The 18,040-nt window shown below is 65.7% G+C and carries 14 protein-coding genes; 5 read left to right on the top strand and 9 right to left on the bottom strand.

Annotated features, from left to right (window positions below):
• The 8 genes from K1X74_19320 to K1X74_19285 all read right to left on the bottom strand — a co-directional run bounded on the left by K1X74_19320 (position 1) and on the right by K1X74_19285 (position 10,363).
• The gene (locus K1X74_19320; protein ID MBX7168496.1) at positions 1-1,944 is read right to left on the bottom strand and encodes a squalene--hopene cyclase; all 1,944 of its coding nucleotides are present in this window, start codon (positions 1,942-1,944) and stop codon (positions 1-3) included.
• A 261-nt stretch (positions 1,945-2,205) separates the two neighbouring features.
• Positions 2,206-3,510, bottom strand: coding sequence for a coproporphyrinogen III oxidase family protein (locus K1X74_19315; GenBank protein ID MBX7168495.1), 1,305 nt, complete (start codon positions 3,508-3,510; stop codon positions 2,206-2,208).
• A gap of 96 nt (positions 3,511-3,606) precedes the next feature.
• The gene (locus K1X74_19310; GenBank protein ID MBX7168494.1) at positions 3,607-4,890 is read right to left on the bottom strand and encodes a PQQ-binding-like beta-propeller repeat protein; all 1,284 of its coding nucleotides are present in this window, start codon (positions 4,888-4,890) and stop codon (positions 3,607-3,609) included.
• Positions 4,891-4,993: 103 nt separating this feature from the next.
• The gene (locus K1X74_19305; protein ID MBX7168493.1) at positions 4,994-6,160 is read right to left on the bottom strand and encodes an iron-containing alcohol dehydrogenase; all 1,167 of its coding nucleotides are present in this window, start codon (positions 6,158-6,160) and stop codon (positions 4,994-4,996) included.
• A gap of 69 nt (positions 6,161-6,229) precedes the next feature.
• A complete protein-coding gene (locus tag K1X74_19300) occupies positions 6,230-7,675 on the bottom strand; it encodes an aldehyde dehydrogenase family protein (GenBank protein MBX7168492.1) in 1,446 nt (481 codons plus the stop codon).
• Positions 7,676-7,733: 58 nt separating this feature from the next.
• On the bottom strand, positions 7,734-8,849 hold the full coding sequence (locus tag K1X74_19295; GenBank protein ID MBX7168491.1) for a hypothetical protein: 1,116 nt from the start codon (positions 8,847-8,849) through the stop codon (positions 7,734-7,736).
• A 168-nt stretch (positions 8,850-9,017) separates the two neighbouring features.
• Positions 9,018-9,899, bottom strand: coding sequence for an alpha/beta fold hydrolase (locus tag K1X74_19290; GenBank protein MBX7168490.1), 882 nt, complete (start codon positions 9,897-9,899; stop codon positions 9,018-9,020).
• Between the two features lie 89 nt (positions 9,900-9,988).
• On the bottom strand, positions 9,989-10,363 hold the full coding sequence (locus tag K1X74_19285) for a hypothetical protein (GenBank protein ID MBX7168489.1): 375 nt from the start codon (positions 10,361-10,363) through the stop codon (positions 9,989-9,991).
• A gap of 294 nt (positions 10,364-10,657) precedes the next feature.
• On the opposite strand from K1X74_19285, the gene K1X74_19280 reads away from it, so the two are divergent.
• Both K1X74_19280 and K1X74_19275 read left to right on the top strand, forming a co-directional pair.
• Positions 10,658-11,233 carry a hypothetical protein gene (locus K1X74_19280; GenBank protein MBX7168488.1) on the top strand — a complete coding sequence of 192 codons (576 nt, stop codon included), beginning with the start codon at positions 10,658-10,660 and terminating at the stop codon, positions 11,231-11,233.
• A complete protein-coding gene (locus tag K1X74_19275) occupies positions 11,230-13,020 on the top strand; it encodes a DEAD/DEAH box helicase (GenBank protein MBX7168487.1) in 1,791 nt (596 codons plus the stop codon). Before K1X74_19280 ends, K1X74_19275 begins: the two co-directional genes overlap by 4 nt.
• A gap of 11 nt (positions 13,021-13,031) precedes the next feature.
• Here the strand turns inward: K1X74_19275 and K1X74_19270 are convergent, their stop codons facing one another.
• Positions 13,032-13,415, bottom strand: coding sequence for an STAS domain-containing protein (locus tag K1X74_19270; protein ID MBX7168486.1), 384 nt, complete (start codon positions 13,413-13,415; stop codon positions 13,032-13,034).
• 136 nt (positions 13,416-13,551) lie between these two features.
• Here K1X74_19270 and mnmG point away from each other — a divergent pair, with 136 nt between their 5' ends.
• The 3 genes from mnmG to K1X74_19255 all read left to right on the top strand — a co-directional run bounded on the left by mnmG (position 13,552) and on the right by K1X74_19255 (position 18,002).
• On the top strand, positions 13,552-15,402 hold the full coding sequence (mnmG, locus tag K1X74_19265) for a tRNA uridine-5-carboxymethylaminomethyl(34) synthesis enzyme MnmG (protein MBX7168485.1): 1,851 nt from the start codon (positions 13,552-13,554) through the stop codon (positions 15,400-15,402).
• A gap of 544 nt (positions 15,403-15,946) precedes the next feature.
• Entirely contained in the window at positions 15,947-16,528 is a 582-nt protein-coding gene (locus tag K1X74_19260; GenBank protein ID MBX7168484.1) for a response regulator, read from the top strand.
• 91 nt (positions 16,529-16,619) lie between these two features.
• Positions 16,620-18,002, top strand: a complete 1,383-nt coding sequence (locus K1X74_19255) for a HAMP domain-containing histidine kinase (GenBank protein MBX7168483.1) — start codon at positions 16,620-16,622, stop codon at positions 18,000-18,002.
• Positions 18,003-18,040 lie beyond the last annotated feature (38 nt).

Below are 18,040 nucleotides of genomic sequence, written 5' to 3'. Positions count from 1 at the left end.
CTAGGCGCCACTGTGCAGGGCGATCTTGGGGTGGGTCTCCGCGCGCCGCGCCCGGCTCAGGTAGGACCCCAATGCCAGAACCGCGGCAGCGACCGGGTACAGACGCTCATAATACCACAGATGGCCAAACGTCAGACCCAGCGGCGACGGCTCGCGATGGCGGCCGTCGATGGTCGCATCAACTAGCCAGTTCAAACCGGCATGGAGAACCTCGTCAGCGGCCACGTTATCGCCCGCGCTCATCAACGCCTCACATGCGGCGGCCGTTTCCTCGACGCTCGACACCAGTTCGCGCTTGCGCCGAGGCTGCACCGCGTCGCCTCGCCCCCCCCACCCGCCGTCGCGGTTCTGTCGGCCGACCAACCAGGCCAGGCCGCGCTGCGCTGCCTGAGACTTTTCCAAACCCAGCGCTTGGTATGCGGCCAGTGCGCGTGCGGTCCCGCAAAGGGCACCTGCTTCGCGCGGCTGATGGGGGTTGCCCAAGCTGTTGGCCAGCCAGCGACCATCGGGCTGTTGCTGCGCGGCAAGGTAGCTCAAACCACCGGTCAGCGCCGCCGAGATACGGGCCAGCAGCTCGCCGGCTGCCGCCGTCTCGACACGCGCGTCCGGCGCGGCGACGACAGTCGGAAATGGCAACGTCGCCACTTCGTCGGTATCGCTGGCCGTCCAGAGCCGCCGCCACGCGACCAAGGCCTCGATCGCGCGCGCGGTGGCATCGGTCGTGCTGCGATCGAAAGGACACCGCCCCTCGCCACGCGCGAGCAGCGGCCAACCGCCATCGTCATTTTGTTTCGCTAACAGCCATTCCAAGCCGCAACGCGCGGCTTCGCGCAGTCGATCGGTGTCGGCCTCGGCATCGTTGTCGATCCAATGGGCCAGCGCCAACGACACGCCGGCCGTGTCGAGCGAGTTCGGCAATGCGTGCTCAGATTCGCTCCAGCCCCAGCCTCCGGGCGCGACTTCGGCACTGGACCTCGGATCGCGCTGTTGTGCGGCCAAGAGCCAGGCCAGGCAATCCAATTGGGAGATGTGCTCGCCGCCTGCGGCCAACGCGTCGAGTGCCTGCGCAGTGTTGCGCACGGCCAGGTTCGCCGTCACCGGCCACGAACCGTCCGGTCGGGCCGTGGTCAACAACAGGTCGATGCCGCGACGGACCAGCGGATGATGAACTTGATTCAATGCAGCCAGGCTCATCACAGCCAGGCTCGCGAGCGGAATCGCCTCGAAAGTCCGGCCGCCGGGCTCAAGCTGCTCCAAGGTGTCGAGCGCCGGCTGCCGCGCGAAACGGCGCAACAGGTTCGTCAGCGGGTTCAGCGGACGGCGATGCGCGAAACGCACCAGACCCAAGGCGACCTGCGTTGCGGTCGCATACTCGTACCCTGCACGACCCAGCGCGCGGCGCCACGAACGAGGCGCGGCCGTCCACTCGAACGGCAGTGAAGGGATATCGTTCCAAGCGATCTGTCCGGCCAAGGCACTGCAAGTCATGACCGAAACGGACCACAGCGAACTCCGGCCGAGGCGTTTCTTGAGCGTGGACGTACCACCGGCCTGCTGCACGTAGGCACGCGCGCGGTCCAACAGGTTGGCATGCCCTGCCGGCACCGCGGTCAAACTGAACGCGGCCCGGACGAGGATCGTCGTCGCCAGGTTCGAGGGGCTGCAGTCGGTGTCGCCCCAGCCGCCATCGGCGTTCTGCCGATCGGCAAGCCAGCGCAAGCCTGCAAAGATCAGCCGGCCCCAGGCATCGGATTCGGCATCGGTGAAGCCGCCCGGCCCCTGTGCCGAGTGGCGCTGCACTAGCGACAAGGCACACACGGCCGTGGCCGTCGCCGTCGGCGAACTGCTCAGTTCGCCATGCCAGTGGCCGTCGGGCGTAACCGCGGCAATCAAGTCTCCACGGGCCACGTCGTAGGCCCGTTGCAGCCGATCAAGGTCGACCATGAAAACTGTCCGCTCGACGAGTCACACGTCGGAGCGTACCTGTTAGATAGGCGTTGTCCCGGGTGCGTGGCTGCAGGCGAATGCCGGGCGTTGAAAAGCGGTTTACCACGTCGGACGGGCGCAACAATCGAAGGTGAAGCCAGAAGACATTTTAAACCGTGGTGCCGAAACCTGTCGAGTTGCCGGGTCCCTAGCACTGGGGGGAAAGCTGCCAGCGGTGGCGCAAGCCCTACTGGCCCAAGGTAATGTGCGCGGTCTGGATCAGGTATAGCGAACGCCGCGGAACTGCGGTTCGAAGAGCTCGGCCATGAGACCGTCGACGCGCAACAAGCCAGCACGCGTCAATTGGATCGCGCCGTCGGCGATGTTGGCGTATTCGTCGGCAACCATGCGGTCCCAGACTTCGCGCCATTTCTCGACGATGTCGACGCCGAACTTGTCGCGGAAATAGCCGATTTCGAGCCGCCCCGTCTTGAGCTGCAAGACGGCTTCGCGAATCAATAACTGCTCCGGCGACAATCGCAGCCCACGGAACAGCGGCAAGCGTCCTTCGTCAATGGCCGCGAGGTAGGGCCCCCAATCGGGCAGGTTCTGATAGTGGACGCCCGAGGCATGCCCGAAACTCGCGACCCCGGTGGCCAACAGGTCGCTGCCGTGCCAAAGGTTGTCGCGATAACTGAAGTTGACGCCGCCGGTGTCGCGCACAATCGTGTAGCCGCTGGACACCTTGTAGCCGGCCGCGAGGAAAACGTCGTAGGCGTAATTGACCCACGCCCGCTTGGTCGTCCAATCAGCCACGGGACTGGCCGCTTGCTGTTCGAGAATGGCCCGCGAGTAGACCGTGTTGTACGGGAGTTCCATCTGGTAGATGGTCACGCTGTCGGGATCCATCGCCAGCGCTTTGTGGACGTTTTCGCGCCAGGTCTCGTCGGTTTCGCCGACCATGCCGGCGATCAGGTCGATGTTGACGTTGGGAAATCCCGTGGCCTTGATCCAGTCCCAGGCGCGTGTGATTTCGGCGCTGAGATGGGCCCGACCGTTTTCTTCCAGGATCGCGTCATTGAGATTCTCGACGCCCAGGCTCAAGCGCGTCACGCCCAGCTCGCGCAGGGTCTGCAGTTTGGGCTGCGAGAGCGTCCCCGGCTCGCACTCGAAGGTGACCTCTTCGGCCTGGTCCCAGTTGATGTTGGCGCGCAGCCGATCGACCAGCGAGGTGAGCTGACGGGCACTGAGAAAGCTCGGCGTGCCGCCGCCGAAATAGACGAACCGAAACGGCCGCCCGCCCATGACCGGCAGCCGGCTGACCAGTTCGATCTCGCGCGACAAGGCGCTGACGTAGGCCTCGACGTCCTGGGCGTTCTTGTCCGTATAGACGCGGAAGTAGCAGAACTTGCAGCGCTTGCGGCAAAACGGAATGTGTAAGTACAGTCCCAACGGCACTTCGCGCGGCGGGCTGTTGAGCGCCGCTTCGACCGCGGGCAGTTCCTCGGCGTTCCACTGCGAAAACGGCGGGTAATTGCTGACGAAGTAGCTGCCGACTTCAGTCCGCGCAGTCTCGGTAGCCATGCGTACACGCACCAGGTGGGGATCGTCGGGCGGGGGAGCAACTCGCTGTATTCTAGCAGCGCGTGCGACCGAAGCGGCGCGTGTGTCCAGCGGCGGTCAGGGCTTCGCTCCGAAGCAGAGCAAATCGCCCGAGTCGGTGCCGATCACCAGGTGCCCGTCGACCACGGCAGGCGAGCCGGTGAAACCCGCGCCGGCGTCGTAGTCCCAGACCACTTCGCCCTTGGTCACATCGACCGCATAGAGTCGTCCATCGGCCGAGCCGATCAACGCACGATCGCCGACCAGGACGGGCGAGCCGTCGATGCGCCCGCGCGTATTGACTGACCAGAGTTCGTGGCCTGTGGCGGGGTCGAGTCCGTGGATCATTTTGTCGCGGCCCCCAAGGACGGCGATCGTCGGCGTCAGAGCTGCCGAGCCGTGGAAGGGGAAGTTGCGCTTCGGGTGGCGCCACGTCCAAATCGCTTCGGCCTTGCGCCAATTGACGCAGTACACCGTCTCGCCCTGGGTGCCGAAGATCGCCACGTCGCCCAGGACCGCCGCGGTGCAACCGGTGGGGGCGAGAATGTCGACGGCCGCCGACTCTTGACCGGTCGTGAGATCGACGATGTGGAGCTTGCTGTCGCAACCGGCCACGAACGCGCGATCTTCAACCACGGTCGGCGAGCATTGAATCATGTCGCCGGTGGTGAACTTCCAGGCCTGCTCGCCCGATTGGGCGTCGAGACAATACAGGCTCGCGTCCTGTGAGCCGATCAACACCTTGTCGCGCCAGAAGTTTGCGCCGGCGTTGATCTCGGCGCCCGTTTGCAAGGGCGCCTTCCAAGCCGGTTGTCCCGTCGCGGCCGCCAGGGCATAGAAGCGCCCCTCGGTGTCGCCGGTGTAAACAATGCCGTCGCGAACCGCGGCCGGGGCATTGAAACCAAGCTCGCTGAAAAATTTCCAACGATCCGCGCCGGTTGCCAGATCGAGCGCGTAGAAATTGCCGTCGTACGAGCCGACGTAGACGACACCGTCGACAATGGCCGGGGTGCTCTCGAAGCCGCCGTTCTCGAAGGTGCGCTTCCAGAGCAATTCGAGTTTCTCGGGGAGCTTGGCGCTCGACACCCCGGTGCCGCGCGGCGTGCCGCGGAAGATAGTCCAGTTCTGACCGTCCGCCGCGTCGACCGTCGCCTGGCTGAGATCGGCCGAACCGGTCAGCCGTACCTGCGGCAAGACAGGCGGCCGCGAGCGGTTTTCCTCCGCCTGCGGAGTGTTCGGCGGCGCGCTCGCTGGCGGTGGCGCTGACGCCGGCGTTTGGGGCGCTGTGGCCGGCGCCGGGGCGCTGGGAGCTGCTGCGGCCGTCGCTGCAGAAGAATCGGCCGCCGGGCGTCCGCAACCCATGCAGAGCAGGCCTGCGATCAGCAGCGCGACGGACGTGGCAGGGGCCAGATACTTGCGACCGGGTAGCTTGGCGTGCACGGCCATGGGATCTGCCTCGCTTCGTTTAGCTCGCCCCCAAGGCGGCATTATAGAGGGCCAACAACTCGGCCTCGCCGACCGGGCGCGGATTGAAGGTGCCGGTCCATTGCTTGGCCGCCTCGACGGCCAGCTCGTACAGCGCGTCGGCCGGGACACCCAACTCATGCAGCGTCGTTTTCAGTCCCCCGCGCTGGGCCAGCCGGGTCAAAAACTCGCTCAGCCCGATCGAACCTTCGCTCGGCGACGGTGCATCGGGTACCGCGGCAACGGCGGCCAGCAATTCGCAGTACCACTCGAACACCTGCGCGTCTTCGCCGTTGAAGCGCACGACGTGCGGCAGCATCACCGCAATGGCCTGACCGTGTGGAATGTCGAACTTCGCCGTGAGTGGATTGGCCAGGGCATGTGTTGCGCCCAACATCGAGTTTTCGATGGCCATGCCGGCGATGCAGGCCCCCAACTGCATGCCGCCTCGGGCCTCGACATGATTGGGCTCGGCCAGCACGCGCAAGTAGTTGGTCGCCAGCAACCGGAACGCTTCGCGGCTGAAGACCAGCGAGAGCGCGTGCCGCCTGCGGGTCACCCAGGTCTCGACGGCGTGCGAAAGCGCGTCGTAGCCTGTCAGCGCCGTGACGCTGACCGGTTGCGTGAGCGTGGTCAGGGGATCGATCAGCGCCACGCGCGCGGCGGCCCGGCGATCGCCGCAGGCCATCTTGACATGGGTCTTCGCGTCGGAGATCAGCGCAAACGACTGGGTCTCGCTACCGGTGCCGGCGGTCGTCGGCACGGCGATCAACGGCAGCAACTTTCCTTGTGCCTTGTTCAGTCCCCAGTAGTCCTGCATCCGCCCGCCGCCGGCGTGGACGAAGTTGATCCCCTTGGCGCAGTCCATCGAGCTGCCGCCGCCCAGGCCGACGATCAATTCGGGTTGAAATTCCGCGGCCAGTTGCCGGCCGGATTCGACGTGCTCATCGGTCGGGTTTTCGTGCACCCCGGAGAACAAGCGCGTCTCGACACCGGCGGCTTCCAGGGCGTCGAGGCCGCGCCGCGCGTGGCCGGCGTGGATAACGCCCTCGTCGCTGACCACGAGCGCTCGCCGCGCGCCGAACTCGCGGGCCAACTCGCCCAAACCAGCCAATCGCCCCGGGCCGAACAAGACCCGGGTCGCCATTTGGAAGTCGATCATCTCCATGGGGGCAGGCCGTTCTCGTCCGTTTTCACGGTCGGGCGGAATCGCGGCAGGGCAGGGCGGCAGCGCGGCCTAACGCGGCGCTAACGCTGCGACGCGGTCGGCGGGCAATTGGTAGGCGCGGGCACGGAACAGGAATTCGACGATGTTCCCTTCATGCGGTTGCAGCCAATCGAGCTTGATCGTCGGGATCGGCCCGATATTCAAGCGATCGATGTGCGTGGCATCGCTCAGAGCTTGCTGCCACGCGGGATCCTCGGTGATGGCCGAACAGACGAGCGTCGGCCCGATCTTTTCGAGCATCTGTGCCTGGGGACACTCGACCACGGTGGCAAAGGGGAACATGAACTCTTTGCGGACTACGGCCGCCTCGGGCGAACGGCTGTGGATGATCGTCGGGCGGAGATATGCGCAGCGTTCGCGCTCGACCAACCGTGGGCCGAATCGCTCGGTGCAATGCTCGACGCCGGAATCCTTGAGATCCGCTTCGATCATTTTCCACACGGCCTGAGCGACACCCGGCACCGTGAACGCCGCCAGGCCGGCCTGCGGGTCTTCGGGCGGCAGGGGCTCGATGGGCCCGATCCGCTCGGCGAGCGCGGCGGCGATTTCGCGCGTGTGGCGCGAGGCCCAAATACCCGAGCAGTTGATGCACCCGCGGCCGCTGTTGGCATAGATGCTGTCGACCATCAGGTCGAGATACTTTTCCCACTGATCGACCACGTCGTCGCCCAGCAGAATCTTGCTGAAGCCCGGGCCGTGTACCTGGACGCGCGGATTGCCTTTGTAGCGTTCGACCGTGGCCTCGCCGCCGAAGATCATCGTCCGCTGGCAGGCGGAGACGACCGCTGCCCCGACGTCGGCACCGCCCGGATAGATCGAGATCGCTTCGGCCGGCACTCCAGCCTCGGCAAACGCGGCCGCCATGCGATACGGCGTCCAAGGCTCCTGGGGACCTGGCTTGAGAACCAGGCCGATTTGCATCGGGATCACCGGCAGCCAGAGCGTGTGTACGCCCGGCGAATTGCTCGGCAACACCAGCCCCAAGGCCGGCGACTGTGCCTGATAGCTGACGACGATCCCCCGGCTCTCCACGCCATAGCCGCGCGACAAGATCCGCAGATCGAGCCCGCGCGTGAGCGCGTCGAGCATTTGGCCCATGTGCGACAACACGAAGAAATTCTTCTGCATGTTGGCTTTGCACATGTGCTCCGGCAGACCGGTCGAAGCAGATTGCGCGCGGGCAAATTCAGCGGGGCTTTGCGTACCGTCGCCCAGCGCCAGCGTGCCGTTGAGGTACAGCTCGCCGGCGCGTGCCACGCGCTTGGCCAACTCGTCCGGATCGATTGCTCGCAGCACGTCGCGCGCCCGGGCCGCTTGCCGGATGTCGCGCTCGACGAGTCCGCCGGTGGCCTGGCTCACCTTGGCGATCGGCTCGCCCGTGGCGAAGTGCAGGACCTGGTCGACTTCGAGCGAGTTGTACGGCTTGCCCCAGCGCAAAACGGGAAGGTTCAACATGCTCTTGTTCCGTTCGTGCCCAAAAAGGACTGTCGACGAGGCGCCCGGCACCGGGCCGTTAGTAGACCCCGACCGTGGTTGCCTCGGCCAACTCGTGGAACGGACGCACGCCGCTCACGCCGTCCCAGGGATATTTCTCGTAGGGCAACTCGCGCTCGCCCTCGTCGCGTTCCATAAAGCCGGGCACGAAGAATTCCTTGGTCAAGGTGGTCAGCTTGACGCGTCCGGTTTGCCCATAGCCCACCGGTCGGCTGTAGTCTCCGAACTCGACGACCTCGATCACGGCCCGCGGTTGCGGCGCATAGTAGGTGATCTTGTAGCCATCGGCCGGCGTGACGGGCTTCGAGCAGGCCAGGCCCATCAACGTGTTGCCGTAGGTGGGCGTCATGTACACGCCGTCGAGGAACTCCTCCATCGCGAACCGCGTCCACTGCGGCGTGAACTCGGTGCCACCCGAGAAGATGCCCGTGATGCCGGCCTGACCGATCGACGAGCCCCGTTTCTCCAGCGCCAGAGCGAGTGACTCCAGCAGCTTCGGCGTGGTGAACATGCAGCGGATATCATGGCCCGCGCTGAGAATCGTCAGGGCCTGATCGATGCAGTGCTGCTTGTAGGCCTCGAGATGCTCCATCCACCCCTTCTTGATCAACTTGATCACCCACCGCGGGTCAAGATCGACGCAGAAGCAGATCCCGCCGCGGTGTTGGCACAAATGTTCGACGGCCAATCGCAACCGCCGCGGGCCCGAGGGTCCGAGCATCAGCCAGTTCGAGCCGCGGGGAAAGTATTCGTCCGGCAGCGTGTCGCTGAACAGCGAGTAATCGGTGCGGAAATCGTCGATCGCGATCCGGCTCTTGGGAATACCCGTGGTGCCGCCCGTCTCGAACACGTAGATCGGCCGGTCTTGAAACGCCTGAGGTACCCAGCGACGCACCGGGCCGCCGCGCAGCCATTCATCCTGAAACTCGGGAAACTTCTTCAGGTCGTCGAAGTTCTTGACCTCTTTGAGCGGATCGAACGACAGTTCCTTCGCCTGCTCGAGCCAAAACGGACACCCGGTCGAGGGGTGGAAGTGCCATTGCACGATTTCGTACGCGTGAGCGTCGAGCTTGGCACGGGCGTCGGCCACGGGTCCGGCCAACTTCGAATCGAGAGACGTTGTGGGGGTGGACATGCGCGGGGTTCAAGCAGGGCAGGTGAGGGAGTTGTGGCGCGGCGAAAACGGCATCGGCCTCAATCGCCAGGCCCGGCAGGCGACGATAGCCGACGCCTGCACGCCACGCAAATTGTTCTAGCCCGCACGGCTCAAGCTGGCTAGAGGCCGGAAGTTGGGCGCGGGGAATCAGCTTGCCGCGCCGAACGCTTTGACCAGCCATCGCTCGACAACCGCGGTCAATTCCTGGCGCGCCGAGGCATAGAAATGGTCCGCATCGGCGATCACCGCGACCTGCGTCGGCGCGTTTCGGTTCGCCGTGGCCGACAGCAGCCGTTCGGGCGCACCGTGAAACGCCACGTTGGCCGGCATCCGTACTTCGGCCGCGCCGAACGTGACCAGCAGCGGCCCCGAGTACCGCGCGACTGCAGCCAACAGCTCGTAGCGCCCGTCGGGACCGTACTTGTCGAGGAACCCCCGCGCCGTGACGAGATAAGGGAACGGAAAGGTCGCCTCGATCAGCCCGTCGGGCTCGCCGCGATCGGCCAATTGCCGTGCCTGTTCGTAGGTCGCCAGGAATTCCGCCCGCCTGGGTCCCGCCAAAAACGCGGCATGCGACAGCGACGGCGGTGAAATGGCGACGATGCACTGGGGCACGGGCTGCTCGCCGCCGGCTGCATAGTAGATCGACTTGAACCCGCCCAGGCTGTGTCCCAAGAGCCCCACGCGGGCGTATCCCAATGCCTGGGCCCGTGCCAGCCAGGCCCCCAGGTCGAGCCTGCAATCGTCGACGACTTCATAGGCCGCGCCACCTTTGCGCGGACCGAACGGCGTGGACAACGTGCACATCGCATCGTGGCCGCGTGTGTTGACGACGATGGTGGCGATGCCTCGTCCGACGAGCGACTCGGCCAGGTTCGTCAGGAGCGTCGAAGCGTAGAAGTTGCTCCCCGTGCCATGCACGCAGACCAGTGCGTCGAGCGCCAAGCTGCCGGCCGCGGCCGGGCGATAGTGGGCGCCATCGAGCCGGACTCCATCGGCAGCGGTTGCGGTGACCAGCTCGACTTGCATGACGGGGGTAACGCGAGACGAGGCCAATCAACGGGCCGGACAAGCGCACCGCCGCCCGGCAGGGCAACCGCACGGGCCAACGAGCACGATCAGCCGTCGGCGGTGGAAGCCGGCGCGCTCAGTTGCGAGAGCACCTGAATCACGCCATTGAGATGTGCCAACCGCGGTCCGAAACGATCGACGAATTCGGTCAGCATGAACTCACCGTCCATGAGCGTGTCGCCGTTTTCGCGGACCTCGGTCACGAGCGAGTCGAGAAACTCGGTCTGCACCCGGCTAAGCGTCTCGGCCGCCAGGCGACACTTCTGGGCCAGGCGGGGATTTGACTGCCGCCATTGGCCTAATTCCTGCTGCCGCTGGCGCTGGGCCGAGTTCTGGTGCGTGACCAGTTCCTCGAGCAGCTCGTTGTTGCGGTCGAGCGCCTGCAGGATTTGCCGAAGAAGTTGACTTTGAGCGTCGTGCAGGTTGGCCGACACGGGCTGGCTGGAGCTCGTGCCGGCAGAAATGTCGACTTGGGTGAACAATTCCGCTTCGGGCTGGCGATCGCGGCTCATAGGCTACGCAACTCCTTGAAGAACCCCGAGTATACCCAGCCGGTGCGCGAAAAGTCGAGTACTCGGCGCGGGCTGACGGTCGAAACCAGCGCTAGCATGGGGTGCTCAAGTCGACCGATCGGTGCGGTCGATACCCCCGGTTGACGTCCCGGCGGACCCGGGACGCCGCTGCCCCTTGCCGTCCCGCCCCCGCCGGAGTTCGACATGCTAGTGCGCGACGCCCGGTCGCCGGCGGCCCTGGGATTCTTGACGGTCGTCGATCTGCCCGAATCGGGGCTGGTCGGCGGCTATCTGGTCTTAAACGCGGCTGGCAGGCCGTTGGAATTCCACTGCACGGCCCCCGTGCGCCCCAACCGGGCCCAGGAGATTCTCTACGGCCCGACGCTACGGCCCTATCTCTATGGCGAGCAGATCGGCCGCACTTTGATGACCAAGTCAACGGCCGACGTGCGACTGATTTGCACGGACGAAGAGCCGGTCCTGGCGCTGCGCGACCACGCCAAGGTGCCGGTCGTGCTGGTGGAACAAGCCGGCGAACAGGTGCCCGCGAGCAGCGAGGCCTCCGCGACGAAAAAATTCCGCGTCGACGCGCCCCACGCCGGACTGCCGCGCTTGCACTATGTCGCACTGGGCAGCGCGCGGGTGGCGGTGGCCCCGCAGCATGCCGCCGACGCCACGCTCTGCGCCGGCCTTGGCGAGCTGGTATCCGCGCTCGATTTGAGCGAGCCGTTCGGACGCATTCGCGAGGCGCTCGTCGAGACGCAGCGCGGCAACCGATGAACGGGCCTCACGGATGGCTCGCGAGCAGGTCGGCCGGCAAATCCACGTCGGCAGAGCCGCGCGTCGCCTCGCTCGATTGCCGGCTGCCGGTGGCGACCGAGGCGACCGGCTGGCAAACGGCCCTGGCGCGGCCACCCAAAATCCGCTTGCTTTCGGCGCAGCTTGAGCTGACCCGACCGGCCGTGACCAGCGGCAACTTTGCTGCGCCCGCGGTGCGCGTGCGGAGTTTTCAATTCGCGCCGCCGGCGGGCAACCCGTTCGCCCCGCAGCAACCCAACCCACCCACTGCGCGACCAGCCCCATCGACGGCTGTTCCGGCCGGCGGAGGTGCTGGTGCGCACCACACTCGACTACGCCCGCCGGCCGACGTGATCAAGCTCGAGGACCGGCTGTACTACGTGCTACAGCCTTCACTTGAGGCGGTGGTCTCGCGCCAGGCGCTGCACTTTCCCTTCCAGCCGTTTCCCTACCAGTACGAAGGCATTGCCTTTCTCTATCCACGGCATGCGGCCATCCTGGCCGACGAGATGGGCCTGGGAAAGACGATGCAGGCCGTGACGGCGATCCGCCTGTTGCTACACGCCGGCGAAATCCGCAACGCGCTGTTGATCTGTCCCAAGCCGCTGGTGACCAACTGGCAGCGCGAGTTCAATCTGTGGGCGCCGGAGATCCCATTGACGGTCATCGAAGGCGATCAGGCCCGGCGCCGCTGGCAATGGCACCTGGCCGACGCCCCGGTGCGGATTGCCAATTATGAGTTGTTGCAGCGCGACCGCGACACGCTGCTTGCGCCCGAGCGGCACTTCGACCTGGTCGTGCTCGACGAATCGCAACGGATCAAGAACCGCTCGAACCAGACGGCCACGATCGTCCGGCAGATGCACCGCGACCGTAGTTGGGCCCTGACCGGCACGCCGGTCGAAAACAGCGCCGAAGACCTGGTCGGAATCTTCGAGTTCGTCTCGCCCGGCACGCTGCATGCCGACATGAAGCCCCGGCGGATGGGGCAAATCGCTGGCGGCTACGTGTTGCGGCGCACCAAGGACCTCGTGTTGACCGACATGCCGCCGCGACTGGATCGCGACGCCGAAGTCGAGCTCTCGGACGAGCAGCGCGAAAGCTACCGGCTGGCCGAGGAAGAAGGCGTACTGCGCCTGGCAGGGCTGGGCGCCGGAGCAACCATCCAGCACGTCTTCGAGCTGGTGCTGCGGCTCAAACAGATCTGCAACTTCGATCCCGCGACGGGCGAAAGCGCCAAGCTCGAGCGGCTGGCTGCCGATCTCGAGGAGGTTGCCGCCAGCGGTCAGAAGGCGCTCGTCTTCAGCCAATGGGTGCAAACGCTCGACGAGCTCGCCGCGCGGCTGAAGCGGTTCGGCACGCTCTCCTATCACGGGCGCGTCCCGGCTGCGCAGCGCGACGGCGTCCTGCAGCGCTTTCGCGAAGATCGCAGCCGCCACGTGCTGCTGATGAGTTACGGCGCCGGCGGGGTGGGGCTGAACCTGCAATTCGCCAACTATGTGTTCTTATTCGACCGCTGGTGGAATCCGGCCGTCGAAGACCAGGCAATCAACCGGGCCCACCGGATCGGCGTCGCGGGGCCGGTCACCGTGACGCGCTTCGTCACGCGGGGCACGATCGAGGAACGCATCGACCAGGTGCTGCGCGACAAGCGGGAGCTGTTCGATACGATCTTCTCTGACGCCCAGCCTCAGGCTCACCTGGGCCTGTCGCGCGACGAGATCTTCGGCCTGTTCGACCTGCGCGTCCCCGGCGGCAAGCGAGCCTAGCCGCGGCGCGGCTACCGGCCGAACCAGCCGCGCTTCGCGCCCCCCGCCTCGAAGGCGGACAGCGCCGCTTCTTCGTCCGTCACGATGTCCAGCACCTTGTTCAACCGGGTGATCGTGAAGACCTCGAGCACCTGCGGGCAGATGTTGCAGAGCTTCAGCTTGACCTTGTCGGACGTGCATTGCTTGTGCAGCCGCATGATTTTGCCCAGCATCGACGAGCTCATGAAGTCGACACCCTTGAAATTCAGCAGCAGCTTGCGCGTGGCGGCGGCCTCGAGCGTGAGCTTTTCGAACTCTCGGCCGATGGCCGTGATCGTGGTTTCGTCGAGAATTCTCGCCTGGGCGAAGGTCACCATGATCACCTCGCCGCGTTCTTGAATTGTCAGGTGTGCCAAGGCGCGTTCCTTTGTCCAATGCCTTGCGGCGGCGACCGCCGCGGGCGACGCCCTGCGGTCGGGAATCGCTAATGTACCACCCGGCCGCAAGCCCTGCCTGCGGAAGCGCCCGGCCACCGCGTGTATGATCGTCGGCATGGCCGAGTGCATCTATGACTTTGACGTGGTGGTGGTCGGTGCCGGGCACGCCGGGACCGAAGCGGCGCTGGCCGCCGCGCGGCTGGGCGCGCGCGTGGCGCTGCTGACGATCAACTGCGACACGGTCGGGCAGATGAGCTGCAACCCGGCCATCGGCGGCGTCGCCAAAGGGCAGATCGTCCGCGAAATCGATGCCCTGGGCGGGGCGATGGGCCAGGCCATCGACGCCACGGGCATCCAGTTCCGGCTGCTCAATCGCCGCAAAGGGCCGGCCATGCACAGCCCGCGGGCGCAGGCGGATAAGAAGGCGTACCAGTTCGAGATCAAGCGGCTCGTCGAATCGCAACCGGGCCTGACGCTGCGACAGGAAACCGTCGAAGCTCTCGTGACCGAGCCTTTGCCGCACGCGGAGCAACAGCCGCAACTGGGCCGCGCGCAGCGCGTCTACGGAGTTCGGGTGCGCGGCGATGCCGTGTACCGGGCCGGTGCCGTGATCCTGACCACGGGCACGTTCTTGCAGGCGCTGATGCACACGGGCGAAGCCCAGACCCCCGGCGGCCGGGCCGGGGAGGGGACCACCGGCGGCTTGAGCCGGTCGCTCGCGGATTTGGGCTTCGAGCTGCGCCGCTTCAAGACCGGCACACCGCCGCGCCTGAACGGCCGCACGATCGATTACCAGCGCTGCGAGCTGCAACCCGGCGATGAAGAGCCGCAGCCGTTTTCTTTTCTCACCGACCGCCTCACAGCCCCGCAGCTGCCCTGTTGGATCACCCATACGAACCAGGCCGCGCATGAATTGATCCTCGCCAACCTGCACCGCGCGCCTATGTACAACGGGCAGATCAGCTCAGGCGGCCCGCGCTATTGTCCATCGATCGAGGACAAGGTCGTTCGCTTTGCCGACAAGTCATCGCATCAACTGTTCCTCGAGCCGGAAGGCCGGCAAACGCACGAGGTCTACGTCAACGGTATCTCCACCAGCCTGCCGCGCGACGTGCAAGATGCTTTGTTCCGCCTGATCCCCGGCCTGGAGCGGGCCGAAATCATGCGCTACGGCTATGCGGTCGAATACGACTATGCGCCGCCCGAGCAGTTGTTCGCCTCGCTCGAAACCAAGCGCGTCGCCGGGCTGTACTTCGCTGGCCAGCTCAACGGCACCACCGGCTATGAAGAAGCGGCGGCACAAGGGCTGATCGCCGGCGTCAATGCCGCCCGCGCGGCGGCCGGTCGCGACCCGGTCACCCTCGGGCGAGAACAGGCGTACATCGGCGTTTTGATCGACGATCTCGTGACCCGGGGGGTCGACGAACCCTATCGGATGTTTACCAGCCGGGCCGAGTACCGCCTGCTGTTGCGGCACGACAATGCCGATCGACGGCTCACGCCGCTCGGCCAGCAATGGGGTCTGGTCGACGCCCACCGCTGGCGCCGGTTCTCGGAGAAGCTGGCGGAGATCGAGCGAATGCTAGAGATGCTGCGGACACACAGGGTGGATAATCTGACCCTCGAACAACTCTTGCGTCGGCAGGATGTCCGCTTTGCCGGTCTGGCCGCACGCGTGCCGGAGTTGGCCCAGGTGGGTCCCGAGATTGCCGACCAGGTCGAGATCGACGTGAAGTACGCCGGCTATATCGAACGTCAGGCCCTCGACGTCGAGCGGCAGCAGCGGCTGGCGGTGAAACGCATCCCGGCAAACTTCGATTACCAACGCGTGCCTCAGCTCCGAGCCGAGGCCCGAGAGAAGCTGGTACGCATTCGACCGGCGAGCCTGGACCAGGCCGGACGGATCAGCGGCATCACTCCCGCGGACCTGGCGATCCTGATGGTTCACCTCGAAGGGAGAAGTTAGGCGGCGCGACTCTCACCGGTATGTTGCCCCACTCGGTGCGCAATGCGCGTTGGCCGAATCGCGTCCGCCCCTCACATTCGGGAACGTGGGCAAGCAGCGATGACCCGCATTTGGCAACAAACCGAACGCCGAAAGGCCGGCCGGGTTCTCAGGCTATTGACCGGCCGATCAATACAACCACTGATCCCACAATAGGTTACTTCAAAAATACTCATATTGACTGGCCCTGAGCGGTGGCTATAATCCCTGCCAGTGGAAAGCTCGGTAATTCTGGCAGGCTTTAGCGAGCCTGTGGGTTACAAAAGCCTAGCGGACTAAAGGCTTTACGGACGACGCGAACTCTCCGTCGGGTGCTCGGTCGGCGTGAACTGTCGCCATACGCAGGTTTTCGTCGTCGGTATGCCCTGCTGAGTTCGGGTCCGTTGGGTGGCCCCCTACATGGACGACGCGGCGGCCCTGCGGCTCTTCGGAAGAGCCGCGACGAGGGACGCCCTCCTTAACTAGCCCAGCTTCAAGCGGCTAGGGAGAGGGGTGGTAATCGACAATGAAGACTGTGTTCACGACCGGTGAAGCGGCCAAGATTTGCAAGGTCAGCCAGCAGACGATTATTCGCTGCTTCGATTCGGGGCAGTTGAAGGGATTTCGCGTGCCCGGGAGCCGCTTCCGCCGGATTCCCCGCGACCAGTTGTTCATCTTTATGCGCGATAACGGCATCCCGACCGATGCCCTCGAAAGCGGCAAGCGCAAGGTCCTCGTCGTCGATGACGATGCCGAGTTGGTCGAATTGATCTGCGACGTGCTGGAAAAAGACGGCCGCTTCGAGATCCGCACGGTCAACAACGGCTTCGACGCCGGCATGATGGTCAAGGACTACCATCCAGACCTGATCGTGCTCGACGTCATGCTTCCCGATATCAACGGCAAGGAAGTCTGCACCCGCGTCCGGAGCGACCGGACCATGGACGACGTGCGAATTATCTGCATCTCGGGCATGGTCGAGGCGGACAAGGTCGAAGAGCTGCGTGCCGCGGGCGCGAACGACTTCATGCAAAAGCCGTTCGAAGTCGAGAAGCTGGTCGAGCGGATGTGCCAGCTGCTCGACATGGAAGTCTTCTCGGCCAGCTAAACACAGGCTCGCGGGACCAGGCCACGGCCGACACTGCCCGGGCTTTCGCACGGGCCGAAGGTCTATTGCCGCGCCCTGCTGAGGCGCCCGTATGAGCGCATGGCTGCCGCTGACGATCGCCGGGCAAACTCAGCCCTGGGTGTACCTGTCGCACGGCGCGGCAAACGCCATGCTGGCTGCGCTGGTCTCCGAGGAATCGGGCGACGAGTTTCGGGCGACGCTGGCTTGCGATCCGCCGCTTGCCTTATGGTTGCTGGCGGTTGCGCACCAGCGCGGAAACGACGCGCTGCGCTCCGTGGCGGCGCTGGCCGACTGGGCTCTGGCCAATCAGGCCGCCGTCGCCGCGCTCGAACCGGCATCCCCGGCGCCGCAGCGCGCGGAATTCTCAGGCGAGGAAGCGTGCCGGCTCGCTGCGCTCTCAGTCGCTGTCGCGCGGCGCGCGGCGAACACAGCGCCCCTGATCGCCGACGAGGCCTATCTCCTGGGCCTGACGCATGCCGCGCGGCAATGGCTATACAGAAGCCAGGCCCAGGCTCCTCGCGCGCGGTTACCGCTTCCCGACTGGTGGCGCCGTGCGCTGGTCAATCGTAAGACGACCCCGCAGTCTGGCCCCGCCCAACAAGCGCTACGGCAGGCCTTGGCCGAAATCGGCTCGCCGCCTGCCGAGTTGGTCGAGTCGCTTCAGGCGCATTGGCACTGGCCCGGCCCAGGCCCTGCCGAGCGGTTTGCAGCGCTGGGGCGCTACCTGCTCGTCGCGCGGCAAACTGCTGCGGAGCAGCAAGCGCGCATGGAAACGGAGAAGCTGGCGTCGCTCGCCGAGCTGGCCGCCGGCGCTGGGCATGAAATCAACAACCCCCTGGCCGTCATTTCCGGTCGGGCTCAGTTGCTGGCCCGTGACGAGCGCGACCCCGAACGCCGGCGCGAACTGGCCGGCATTCACGCGCAGGCCCGCCGCGTGCACGAGATGATTTCCGATCTGATGCTGTTCGCAAGACCCCCTTGGCCCGAGCGCGAGCCGGTCGAACTGAGCAAGTTGCTCGCACGGCTGGTCGAGGGTCTCGTGCCCGAGGCGGCCCTGCGCCAAATCGATCTGCTCTCGAACATCCAGGGCGGTCCCTTGGTCGTCATGGCCGATCCGACGCAATTGCTCGTCGCGCTGCGGGCCGTGGCCGACAACGCGCTGCAAGCCATGGCGCCGGGCGGGCGGCTGGAGATCGATGCCCGCCGGCACGAGGCAGGAATCGTCGAAATCAGTCTGCAGGACACCGGACCGGGAATCTCTCCGGAGGTGCGCCGGCACTTGTTCGACCCGTTCTACTCGGGCCGCTCGGCCGGCCGCGGATTGGGCTTCGGCCTATCGAAGGCCTGGCGCATCGCCACGCTGCACGACGGCCGGCTGACGGTCACCAGCGAACCGGGGCAGGGGGCCCGGTTTAGCTTTTTCTTGCCGGCGACCGAGCCACTCGCCACTTGAACAGCCGACGGGTGCCAGCCCGCGGACGAGTGTCGCCG

It is taken from the genome of Pirellulales bacterium, assembly GCA_019694435.1.
Lineage (GTDB): Bacteria > Planctomycetota > Planctomycetia > Pirellulales > JAEUIK01 > JAIBBZ01.
The sequence above is the reverse complement of the archived record's forward strand: the minus strand, read 5'-3'. Positions and strand labels throughout refer to the sequence as shown.